The sequence below is a fragment of the Deltaproteobacteria bacterium genome (assembly GCA_015233135.1).
Taxonomy (GTDB): domain Bacteria; phylum UBA10199; class UBA10199; order JADFYH01; family JADFYH01; genus JADFYH01.
The window spans coordinates 1-11,652 of record JADFYH010000014.1; the positions used below are offsets into that span (position 1 = coordinate 1).

Below are 11,652 nucleotides of genomic sequence, written 5' to 3' on the forward strand. Positions count from 1 at the left end.
CAAAATAATATTTTTAAACAAGAAGCGATTGACTTTAGAAAAGAAGAAGGCAAAGGGAAAAAAATAGAAATCAAGAAACTTCTCGCCTTATCAAAAAAAACTACCCCCAGTAATTAAATGCATCTTTTGAATATAGAAAAATGCTACCACTTGTATTCACTCACCACAGTGGATGAGGAAGAAGAGCTGTGATCGGGGCTGTACAGGTCTTCAATCCTGATTTCTAATTTTTCTTTGCTGGGTTTTTTTAATTTTTCCAGCTTCTCTTCATCAATTTTTGAGATATCAATTTTTGAAAAAATCAGCTTTTCCAGAATGCTATCCTTCAACTTTTTCAACTTCCCATAATAGTCCGGATAGATTTCAATTTTGTCTTCTTTGACCAACACCGGATCATAAATAAAGTTAACAGGGACCTCCACGTTCAGGCCCACCACAAAGGTACTGCTTCTATTTTTGCTGTACTTATCCTGCAAGGCTTCATCCGTTTTATCCGAATTATTGCTTTGGATCATCCAGGCCAGCTCTTTAGCATCTTCATTGTGCATGCGAATACAGCCGTGAGAGGCAGGATGCCCAACGCTACCTGGTTTGTTGGTCCCGTGGATGCGCAAGTCACCATTAATCACCATCTTTACGGGTCCCAGGGGATTTTTAGGCCCTGGAGGAGTGACTTTGGAATTTTTTGCCCAGGCACTATCAGGCGGATACCAGGTAGGATTCCACTCAATGCGTTTGATGCTGAATTCCCCGGTGGGGGTTTTGTATTGGGCCTGTCCGATGGCAATGGGATATTCCTTATGCAAACTTCCATCTTTGTACAAATCGAGGCTTAAGCGAGGCAGGTTGACCTCGATTTTTAAATGAGATTCGAGTTTTACCGTAAATGCGCTTTGGGTTTCTTGTGCCTTTGAAAAAGGCTGAAACGCAAGAGAGAGCAGCACCGTAAAGCTGATTAAAAACGATTTGTGGTTGATTTTCATAAAGCGCCCTATTTCTCCAATAACCAATTTAATTGTGGAATACCAGTCACTAAAAACTTCTCCCCAATATTGACCAACGGCAGATTTTGTAAAAAAAGAAGTGAAATTGAATGCCCTCCTTTAAAAAACCCTTGGCAAATTTAAAGGATCTCGCTACTAGCGTCCCCCTATGAAAATTCATGAATATCAAGGCAAAGAAGTCCTGCGAAAATATGGCGTTCCCACTCTAGAAGGCCAGGTAGCCTTTACGAAAGAAGAGGCCCTGCAGGTAGTGCAAAAACTGGGCTTTCCCGTCGTGGTAAAGGCTCAAATTCATGCGGGGGGTCGAGGTAAAGGGGGCGGTGTAAAGCTTGCTAAAAATCTGGAGGAAGCCAAGACCCATATCCAAAACATCCTCGGTATGACTCTCGTGACCCACCAAACAGGGCCCGAAGGTAAACTTGTTAAAAAGTTATTCCTCGAAAAAGGCTGTGACATAGGCCGCGAGCTTTATTTAGGGGCGGTGCTTGATCGTGTGACTTCCCAGGTCACCTTTATGGCCTCCACCGAAGGGGGAATGGAAATTGAAGAAGTAGCCGCGAAGCATCCTGAAAAAATTCTGAAATTGGCTGTGGATCCAAGCCAGGGCGTGGATGAAAAAGCTGCCAAAGGCATGGCCGAAAAACTGAGCTTGTCCGGAAAAACCATCGATCAATTTGTGGCCTTTGTGAAGTCTCTCTATGAGGCCTACATGAAAGGGGATTTTTCTCTTTTGGAAATCAATCCTCTCGTGGTCACCAAACAAGGGGATCTGCTGGCCCTGGATGCCAAGGTGAATTTTGACGACAATGCGATGTTCCGCCATCCCGATTATGAAGCCATGCGCGATCTGGATGAAGAAGATCCTGCTGAAATCGAAGCGAAAAAATATGATCTTTCCTATATCAGTTTAGAGGGAAGCATTGGTTGCATGGTAAACGGAGCAGGCCTGGCGATGGCGACCATGGATATCATCAAAGTCAGTGGCGGCGAACCTGCGAATTTCCTGGATGTAGGCGGTGGGGCGACCGCAGAAAAAGTAACTGCGGCCTTTAAGATCATCCTCGCTGATCCCGAGGTAAAGGGCATCCTTATTAATATTTTTGGTGGCATCATGAAGTGTGACACGATTGCCGAAGGCGTGGTGACCGCAGCGAGAGAAGTAAACATCCAAGTGCCTGTGGTGGTACGTTTGCAGGGCACCCATGTCGATTTAGGAAAGAAAATTTTGCAAGAATCTGGACTGCCACTGGTGTCCGAAGATGATTTAACCAAAGCGGCTGCGAAGATAGTGGAGTTGGCGAAATAATTTTTTCTTCCCCTTGAGCTCAAGGGGAGGACAGGAGGGGTTATGGTCCACTTATACTCAATTGGCCATAACGCCCCCTGACCCCCTCTTAGCTTAAGAGGGGGAATTAAGGAATAATTATGTCAGTGTTGGTCAACAAAAACACCAAAGTCATGACCCAAGGGATCACTGGAAAAACGGGTCAATTTCATACCCAACAATGTAAAGCCTATGGCACACAAATGGTGGCCGGAGTCACTCCCGGTAAAGGCGGCCAGGCGTTTGAAGGAATTCCTATCTTCAATTCGGTAGCCGAGGCCAAGTCAAAAACCGGCGCCAATGTTTCGGTGATTTATGTGCCTCCTCCTTATGCCGCGAAGGCCATTTTAGAGGCGGTGGAGGCCGATCTGGATTTGGTGGTTTGTATTACCGAAGGCATTCCCGTCAACGACATGATTCAAGTGAAGCGCAGCATGCAAGGGAAACGCACTCGTCTCATCGGACCGAATTGCCCGGGGATTATTACTCCCGGAGAATGCAAGATTGGAATCATGCCAGGGCACATTCATCGTCCCGGAAAAGTAGCTGTGGTCTCGCGTTCCGGAACCCTTACCTACGAGGCGGTGGATCAGGTGACCAAGATGGGCTGGGGACAATCCACCTGCATTGGCATTGGTGGAGACCCGGTCAATGGAACCAATTTTGTGGATTGCCTTAAATTATTTAATGAAGATCCAGCCACTGAGGCGATGGTGATGATTGGTGAAATTGGAGGCTCTGCCGAAGAAGAAGCGGCGGATTACATCAAACGACACGTAAAAAAACCTGTGGCCGGATTTATTGCGGGCATTTCGGCCCCTCCCGGGAAACGCATGGGGCACGCGGGTGCCATCATTGCGGGGGGAAAGGGTACTGCAAAAGATAAAATTGCCGCCCTGGAATCCGCCGGAGTAAGAATAGCCAGAACCATTGCGGAAATTGGATTGGCTCTTAAAGAAATATATTCCTAAATCTCCTCCCCTTAAGGTAAGGGGAGGTTGGGAGGGGTTATGTGTATTGGATTTCATAGAACATAACTCCTCCCGAAATTGTTCGCACAATTTCCCTCTTATCTTAAGATGGGGTAACTGGAAGGTTATTAATTATGTCAAAAGAACAAACCCTCTCCATCATCAAACCGGATGGTGTTGCAAAAAATATCATTGGTGAATGTCTGGCCCGCTTTGAAAAAGCGGGTTTAAAAATTGTGGCCAGTAAAATGGTTCGGCTTTCGGCCCACGAAGCCGGGCAATTTTACGCCATTCACAAAGATCGCCCTTTCTACAAAGATTTGGTGGCCTACATGACTTCAGGCCCCGTGCTGGTGAGTGTGCTTGAAGGCGAAAATGCCATCCTCAAAAACCGGGAAATCATGGGAGCCACTGATCCTCAAAAGGCGGCTGTAGGAACCCTCCGTCGCGATTTCGCGACCTCCATCGAAGCCAACGTGGTGCATGGATCGGACGCGGCTGAAACAGCCAGGAATGAAATCACTTTTTTCTTTGGGGTCTCGCAGATTTTTTCGAGATAAGAACGATGGTAAGTGACTACCTCACCCCTGCCCTCTCCTACTCTAGGAGAGGGAGAGGTAGTACAATTTAAACTTTCAACTCCAACAACCAAGCAATCTCCTGACTCCTAAACCCTGCTGCCCCCGGATGTCCGCCGCCGCCGTGTTTTTGTGCGAGTTCGCTCACGTCAATCTTGTTGGAACGCAAACTGAAACTCCAGGTGTCGCCTGTGTAATGAAAAATGAGTCCCAGAGGATAATTTAATTCTTTGTAAATATATTCTCCGAGCTCGCTCGATTCCAAACCCCAGTTGACCGCCAAGGCCTTGTGCCCGTGAAAATTAATCTCAAAGCCCTTTTTGGCGGCATCCAAAATGCGCACTCGAAGACCTTTCAGGGAGAGGGCTCCGTGTTGAACGAGTTTTTTGAAACCTTCTTCATCCATTTCCTGGATCAAATATTTCCAGCTTTTTCCCGCGGGGTCGTGAATGTCTTCGTGCTCTCTCAGGGCCACACTCACCTCGCGAGACTGAGGCAGCTGCCAGAGCCATAAATCTTTGTCTCGAACATATTGAATAATCTTGGGCAGTGCCTGGCTGGGATGCTCCTGCTTAAAGGTGAGCGAAGCACCGGATTCCTCCAGGTCTACTGTACCCCAGCCCAGCTCTTGTTGAATAGGGACTGCTGTTTTATGATGATCGTACCAGAACACCTCTTTCGCCTTGGTCTTGAGGTCTTTCATGAGAGACGCTGGAAAACTGAAGTCGACGATAAAAACGGTTTTGCCACTATAGTCTTCGGGAATAGCCTCTCCATGATTCATGGGAAGCATTTTGGCCTCAGGATATTTACGTTTGAGGATGGCGGCAGCAGAGGCCCCATCGACACAATTGGCGTGGTAGAAGCAGAGGATGGTGGAATTCATGGGTTTACTTCGCCTGCGACTTCACTACAATTTTTGCCAATTCCTTGAAAGCTTCAAAAACGCCCTCACCTTTGGTGGCAATGCTTTCAAGGTCGGGGTTCTGATTGGGGTTAAGCAGATTGCGAAGGGCATCGTAATTGGCAACGTTGGCTAAATCGCGCTTGTTGTATTGAAACACGAGGGGAATTTTATCGAGGGATAAATTTTCTTCTGAAAGATTTTTCTTCAGATTTTCCAAACTTTTCAAATTGGCTTCCATTTGGTCCATTAATGAATCGGCCACAAATAAAATGCCATCCACCCCTTTTAAAATCAGCTTTCGAGAATCGTCGTACAGCACCTGTCCGGGGACCGTGTAAAGATGAAAGCGGGTTTTGTAGCCATTGACCTCAGAGAGAAAAAGCGGGACAAAATCAAAGAACAAGGTGCGTTCTATACCGGTATCAATGTGTAATTTATCCGACTTTTTCCCTTTAGCTTTCTGGTGGATAAACTTGAGGGAGGTCGTTTTTCCAGAAAGACCAGGGCCATAATAGACAATTTTAAAGTTAATTTCTTTATCGCTATAGTTAATAAAAGACATAGTTCGCGAATTGTATGGGGGGGGTATTCAGAATGTCAATGAGGAAAACAAAATGCTTTTCATAATTGCCTAATGCTCCCACACATGCTTGAGACAAAACTCTTTGGGTTCACCACATTTTTCACAATCGCACATCCTGAATTCTTGACTCGGATCGTCGCTAGTCACACCACATAGGGCACAGCTGCGTTTTTCGTTTTCTACGCTTTTCTGATTTTGTTTAAATTGATGCCTCACCCCTGCACGAAAGCCTTCACGGGAAAATCCCCGGAGCAGATTAAAGAGATGAGGACCAAAAAAGAGCAAGTAGTTCGCCAGAACTGCTATAGGAATTAATTTCTGCCAGCCCTCAAGCATTGCCGCCATGGAAAGAATTAAAATAGCATCCACAATAGCCAACCACTTGACGGGCACTGGAAATATAAAAAAAAGCATGAGTTGAAAATCGGGCCATAAAGTTGCAAAAGCCAAAAAGAGGGACATGAGAATATAGGTGTTATCAAGTGACACATGGAGGACAAAGGCAACGATAGTAGAACCCACCCAGCCCACAAGCCAATAAAGCAAGTAGGAAAAAGCCCCCCAATGCGATTCCAAATAGGTGCCCATCACATAAAGCCAGTAGAGCGCGAAAATAAAAAATAAAGGGGAACGCGAGGGAGGAATCACAAGCCAAGTGATTAAACGCCAATACTGGCCTTGTAAAATCAAGTCTGAATTCAGCACCAGAATACTCTGAAAGCCGGGCTTCATCATTTCAAAGAAAAAAACGATGCCTTGAATGCCGATTAAATAATAAGTGAGATTGGCAGGGGCATAGCGACCATATTTGCGTTCAAGTTTGGCGAGAAGTTTTTGCATAACACGAGGAAAAATCTACTTTTTCATGTCTGTAATCGCCTTCACCGCTTCCATCAATTCCACCGGCACCGCTAATATTACGGTATTGGAAGCCGTAGGCCCAAGACCATCAATAGTTTGTAAGGTCCTCAGTTGCATGGCTCCAGGGCTGGTGGCCATTGTGGTTGCTGCTGCGGCAAGGTTGAAGGCGGCTTCTTTGTCTCCTTCGGCCTTGGTGATGGTGGCGCGCTTTTCACGTTCAGCGCTGGCCTGGCGACTCATCATTTTCTTAAGTTCTTCGGGCATGTCGATGTCTTGAATCTTGATGTTACTGACTTGCAGGCCCCAGTTGGCGCTTTCTTTTTCGACCATGTCCTCAATTTCTTTTCCAATTTTTTCACGCTCGGCGAGCAGTTGATCTAAAGTCATTCCACCGATGACATCCCTCAAAGTGGCTTGGGCATATTGGCTCATGGCGAAGGCATAATTTTGAACCTTAGTGATGGCTTCTACAGGATCCACTACTCTAAAATAGACCACCCCATTGATCGAGACAGGCACGTTATCCTTTGTAATCACCTGTTGTCGGGGGATGTCCATCGTGAGCGTTCGGTTATCGATGAAGATGGCCTTGTCTAAAACTGGGATCACCAAACGCACGCCGGGGCCTTTTACCCCGGAAAGTTTTCCCAATCTTAGAATGAGAATTTGCTCCCACTGGTCGACTATCTTGATAGCCACTGCGACAAGCCAGGCAAAGATAAAGGCGAAGAAACCGGTGAGAGTTCCTAAAGCGGGATTCACCACATAAACGGCGATGGCAAAGGCCTCTCCCAAGGCGAGGAGTAAAAGAAAGAAAAGGAAATTGACGGGTTTCATAGAGTTAGAGGTGTAAGGCTTAAAGGATAAGTAGTAAGGGAAAAAACCCTTATACCTTAAACCTTACACCTTAAACCCTCCCAGAAAGGATGTTGACACCCGCGCACTTTACCCTGTTATTAGTGCAAAATGTCCAGTCAAAAATTCATTTCTGAAGAACCTCTCGTTAAACTCGAGGCCACAATTCGCGACCCTTATGATTTGGCCGTCGCGACTGCGCGCACCTGTTATTCTTCGCAAGGGATTATTCGTGTAGAGGATGTGCGTAAAGATGAGCGGGCCAAACAGCTTCGCGATAAAATCGCGCAATCCACGCGTGATGCAGGTCACCTCACTACCCGTCAGCATGCGCATTTCGTGTTTTCGCTGCAAAAGGTTTCGCGTCATTTTGTCTGGAGTTTTTTACATTCGCATCCCTTTTACAATTCGGAACAAGTGAGTCAGCGTTATGTGAAAGTAAAAGCGGAGAATTGGGCGGTTCCTCCCTTGGAGGAAAAGCCGCGAACTATTTATGAGCAGGCGGTGCGGGAACAAACGGTCGATTATCAGAGGCTCATCGATCTGCTTTTGCCTTATGTAGGAGAGGCTTATTATTCCATCTTTCCCATCCGTCGAAAATGGGAAGACAAATATAAAAGCACGGTTGCAAAAAAGGCCTATGAGTTGGCGCGCTATGTCTTGCCTGTGGCGACGCACAGCTATCTTTACCATACGGTTTCAGCGGTGACTTTGCTGCGTTATCAGCGTTTGGTGAATCTTTTTGACACGAGTCTGGAACAAAAAATTGTCGTTCAAAAAATGTTGGAAGAGGTTTTGAAGGTGGATCCTGAATTTGGAAAAGATTTTTCAGAGGCTTATCCTTTAGAGGAAACTCCGGAGTGGAAAATGTTGAATCAGTTTGGAAAGGGATTATCATCCTCTTCCCTTGATGGACAGGAAGCTCTTCCCCTCTCCCTTGAGGGGAGAGGGCAGGGTGAGGGTGCAAACACTCGCCAATTCATTCGCGAATTTGATGTCTCTCTCGAGGGCCACGTCTCAAAACTAGTTGATTACAAAGTCCATGCGCAAGCTACGGTGGCTCAATCCGTTCGAGAAGTGTTTGGGCTGACCAAGGCGCAAATGAGCGACGAAGTGGCCTTGGATCAACTTCTAGATCCCTCAAAAAATCCTTACCTGGCGGAGACGCTCAATGTAAACACGCTCTCCAAACTCTCGCGCTGCATGGTGCACGCTCATTATACCTTTCGTAAGAAGATTTCTCACAGCGCGGATAGTCAGGATCAGCGGCATCGCATGACACCGGCTTCGCGCCCCATCTTAGAGACGCATTATACGGGGGAACCCGATTATATAGTTCCAAAGCTCATCGCAGGGCGGCCCGAAGTTTTAGACCTGTATCAAAGGTCTATGGAGAAAGCCTTTCGAGCGATCAATCGGCTATTGGAGGAGGGCGTGAAGGCAGAGTTCGCGCTTTATCTATTGCCCAATGCCTTTCCCATTCGTTTTGAGGAGTCGGGAGATTTATTGAATCTGCATCACAAGTGGCACACACGCGCCTGTTACACGGCGCAAGACGAAATTTTTTATGCCACGATCGATGAAATTGTGCAGGTGAAAGAACTTCATCCAGCACTTGCTTCAAAGATCTTGGCCCCTTGTTATATTCGCAAACATGCAGGGCTAAAACCTGTTTGTCCAGAAGGAGAGCGATTTTGCGGAACTAAGGTTTGGGAGAAGGAAATTGGGGAGTATGAGAGGGTTTTATAATTTTGACTCCCCCGTGTTCATAAGGCCCAGAGTTTTTTGATTGTCCTCCCTCTTAAGACTCGCTAAAAAACTTCACTTTATGAAAAACAAAAAAATTTTACTAAGTCTTTGTCTTCTGCTCACCCTTTCCTTTGCCAATTCTGGCTGTAAACGTCTGCGGCATCTTTTTACTCATAAAAAAGAGACTAAACAGGAAGTTCCTAAGCAAACCCCGATGGATGCCCAATCTCCTACAAAGCCTTCTGAGCCCCCTCCCCAGGCAGGGACTGTTCAAACTCCAATGCAGATGCCCCCTATTAGTCCCATTAACCCTGCTCAAAATAGTTTAGGACTGCAAAATCCACCTCCCCCCCCAGACAATTTGGAGGCCTCCCCTCCTGTAAATACCACTCAAAACACTGCAGAATCTGCAGTTGCCTTACCTGAGGTAGGGGGTGCTATTTCGGTGTTTGCGGGTAATCCTAAAAGTGTGGCCGAGGGCTCGTTGTTTTTAGTGGAAGATGCCCAAGCAAGTTCGGTGAGTGGAAAAACACTCCGCTATCAGTGGTCTGTATCTCAGGGCTCGGTTGAAAAAATGAAGGTGATTGAGGGAACAAGCCTGCAGGGGGTTTTCAAGGTAGGAGATGTGAGCGAAATGTCCACCTTTAGTCTAAAACTCACGGCAAGTGATGGCAGCGCCCAATCTTCCTCTGAGCTAAAAGTGACTGTGTTCCCTGCAAAACTCGCGCGGGTTCAGCATTTGGGAGGGATGGCCCGTAAAATTGAGAGTTTGGAAAATCAAATTTTTATCAGCCGTGGACGAACGATTGAGGTGTACGACGCGGGATTGAATTTAGTCAAAAAAATCGATCTGGACTCCCCTATCCTGGAAATCTCAGCCTTTGCCGCCAGTGGTAAAAAATATCTCTACAGTTTATCCGAGGCGGGAGATTGGTCTTTGGTGGATGTGAACGATTTGGAAAATCCTCAGATTTCTTTGGTTCAAAAAGTGGGAAGTTTTTTAAAAAATATCCATGTCTCTTCTTTTTCTGGCGAACTTTGGGCCACTACTACTGAACGGGATAGCGCCACTTTATGGAACTTGAAAGACGTGGCCCATCCACAGGCGAAATTTGTTTTCAAGGGCCCTTATCAAGGGGTCCAAAAAATATTGCTCTCCGGAAAAAATGTTTACCTGGTCGACACCAAGGCTATTCATACCTTGGATGCTTCAACGGGTATTTTGCAGGCCTCGATTCCTTTATCGGGCAAAGTGAATCACCTGGATGTCGTCTCTCTCAAAAATAAAAACTACCTCTTACTTGCCTTGGGAAATACTACGGATACGGCAGTGAGATCAGAGGCGGGCCTGCGTTTGTTTGAAATCGGGGCCAGCGGGCGTCTCCTAGCCGAAAAACGGTTTAACTTGAAGGGAAACCTGCCTGTCTTACAATTTGTTGCCGTGCAAAATGCCCAGTTTATCCTGGGAGTTCAGGAAGGGCAAAACGTCAATTTAAAGGCCTTTGATCTGGAGAAAGGGATAGAATTTCCCTTGATTGTACCAACTGATCTTAAATTGGCTCGTCTGCAGGATTTATTTGTCCAGGCCTCTGCAAAAGAGACCGACCTTTTGCTTACGGATGGAGCCTCTTTCAAGCGATTAAAGATGGTCACTTCCGCGGCCTCTATTAAATTGGATGCCTTGCAAAGCAGCTATTCTGTTATTTTTGCGGGGTCTATGAAGTTGAATGGCGAAAATCTATTGATGAGTGATTTTGGAAGCGGCATGGATGCGGTGCTTCCCGCCTTCTACGAAATTTCCACACAGGATTTCTCAAAACTCAATCCTCTGGTGCTGAATGCGCCTGCTTATTTTTCGGATTTTGTCACTCTGCCTACTTCCAAACAAAGTCTGGGAATTTTGCTCTCTGCCGAGGCCCCAGCAAAAACGGCGGAAAGTTTAAGTGCCGAATCCCAGGCAGAGTCTCAAAAACAAAGCAACGAAACCCTCAATATAGAAGGAAGCCTGGCCTTATTTGCCAATGGAGTAAAACCACTCAAGATCAGCGAAAAAAGTTTGACTCATTTTGGCCTATCCCAAGAACAGGCCGCCTCTCGGGCCTTTGCGCTGGGTTATTATAAAAGCGACACTCAATTTATTTTGGGAATTGCCGTTGGTAAAACTCTGGGCGCCGGTTTGAAAACGGGGCTCTATTTGCTCAAATTCAACTCGGAACAAGAGCTGCTGGCCTCTTTAAAAGAGGATTTAAGCAAAAAGATGACTCAAATTCCTTTGAGTGATGCGCGGGATGTCCGTTTCTCAAAGGATGGGAAATGGGCCCTGGTTGCCGCTGGGAGCGAAGGGTTGGTGCTGATCGATTTGGAAAAGAACCAGGTGAGCCTCAAAAATAATCCCTTCCAAGGTCTACTCGCGGACCGCGTTCAGATTTCGCACGATCAGCAGAAAGTTTTTGTATCTTTTTTATCTCCTTCGCTGGGCCAAACTCCCCCTCAGTCCAAATTGCAGATTTATTCTTATGATCAAGGCAAACTCGGCCAATGGGGAGGAATCGAGGGCCTGAGCGGGGTGACTCTTCCCTATGCCCAACGCAGCGGAAACTTTGCCTTGTCCGAGGACGACCTCTTTTTATTTATCGCCAATGGCAGCCAGGGCTTATCCGTTTACAATGTAAGCGACGCCGCAGCCCCGGTCTTGATAGAACACCTCGCCACGTTTGGAATGACCGCTGATGTAGTGGTGGGTGAAAAATTCAAGAAAATCTACATGGCCGATCTGGTAAATGGCCTAGAAGTGGCGGAGTTTGGGTTTTGACGCTTTAA

The 11,652-nt window shown here is 46.5% G+C and carries 10 protein-coding genes; 5 read left to right on the forward strand and 5 right to left on the reverse strand.

What is annotated here, in order from left to right; genetic code table 11:
* Positions 1-143: 143 nt before the first annotated feature.
* Positions 144-983 (reverse strand): L,D-transpeptidase, encoded by an 840-nt coding sequence (locus HQM15_06210; protein ID MBF0492358.1) that lies wholly within the window; start codon positions 981-983, stop codon positions 144-146.
* A gap of 169 nt (positions 984-1,152) precedes the next feature.
* On the opposite strand from HQM15_06210, the gene sucC reads away from it, so the two are divergent.
* The 3 genes from sucC to ndk all read left to right on the forward strand — a co-directional run bounded on the left by sucC (position 1,153) and on the right by ndk (position 3,859).
* A complete protein-coding gene (sucC, locus tag HQM15_06215; GenBank protein ID MBF0492359.1) occupies positions 1,153-2,310 on the forward strand; it encodes an ADP-forming succinate--CoA ligase subunit beta in 1,158 nt (385 codons plus the stop codon).
* A 119-nt stretch (positions 2,311-2,429) separates the two neighbouring features.
* Positions 2,430-3,299, forward strand: coding sequence for a succinate--CoA ligase subunit alpha (gene sucD, locus HQM15_06220; GenBank protein MBF0492360.1), 870 nt, complete (start codon positions 2,430-2,432; stop codon positions 3,297-3,299).
* A gap of 134 nt (positions 3,300-3,433) precedes the next feature.
* Positions 3,434-3,859, forward strand: a complete 426-nt coding sequence (gene ndk / locus HQM15_06225; GenBank protein MBF0492361.1) for a nucleoside-diphosphate kinase — start codon at positions 3,434-3,436, stop codon at positions 3,857-3,859.
* Between the two features lie 67 nt (positions 3,860-3,926).
* Here the strand turns inward: ndk and HQM15_06230 are convergent, their stop codons facing one another.
* The 4 genes from HQM15_06230 to HQM15_06245 form a co-directional block, all read right to left on the reverse strand.
* Positions 3,927-4,763 (reverse strand): hypothetical protein, encoded by an 837-nt coding sequence (locus HQM15_06230; GenBank protein ID MBF0492362.1) that lies wholly within the window; start codon positions 4,761-4,763, stop codon positions 3,927-3,929.
* 4 nt (positions 4,764-4,767) lie between these two features.
* Complete coding sequence (locus HQM15_06235; GenBank protein ID MBF0492363.1) at positions 4,768-5,346, reverse strand: GTPase domain-containing protein; 579 nt, start codon at positions 5,344-5,346, stop codon at positions 4,768-4,770.
* Between the two features lie 69 nt (positions 5,347-5,415).
* The gene (locus HQM15_06240) at positions 5,416-6,207 is read right to left on the reverse strand and encodes a hypothetical protein (protein MBF0492364.1); all 792 of its coding nucleotides are present in this window, start codon (positions 6,205-6,207) and stop codon (positions 5,416-5,418) included.
* A gap of 15 nt (positions 6,208-6,222) precedes the next feature.
* The gene (locus HQM15_06245; protein ID MBF0492365.1) at positions 6,223-7,065 is read right to left on the reverse strand and encodes a slipin family protein; all 843 of its coding nucleotides are present in this window, start codon (positions 7,063-7,065) and stop codon (positions 6,223-6,225) included.
* Between the two features lie 129 nt (positions 7,066-7,194).
* On the opposite strand from HQM15_06245, the gene HQM15_06250 reads away from it, so the two are divergent.
* On the forward strand, positions 7,195-8,832 hold the full coding sequence (locus tag HQM15_06250) for an FAD-dependent thymidylate synthase (GenBank protein MBF0492366.1): 1,638 nt from the start codon (positions 7,195-7,197) through the stop codon (positions 8,830-8,832).
* A 79-nt stretch (positions 8,833-8,911) separates the two neighbouring features.
* The gene (locus tag HQM15_06255) at positions 8,912-11,644 is read left to right on the forward strand and encodes a hypothetical protein (GenBank protein MBF0492367.1); all 2,733 of its coding nucleotides are present in this window, start codon (positions 8,912-8,914) and stop codon (positions 11,642-11,644) included.
* Positions 11,645-11,652: the final 8 nt, after the last annotated feature.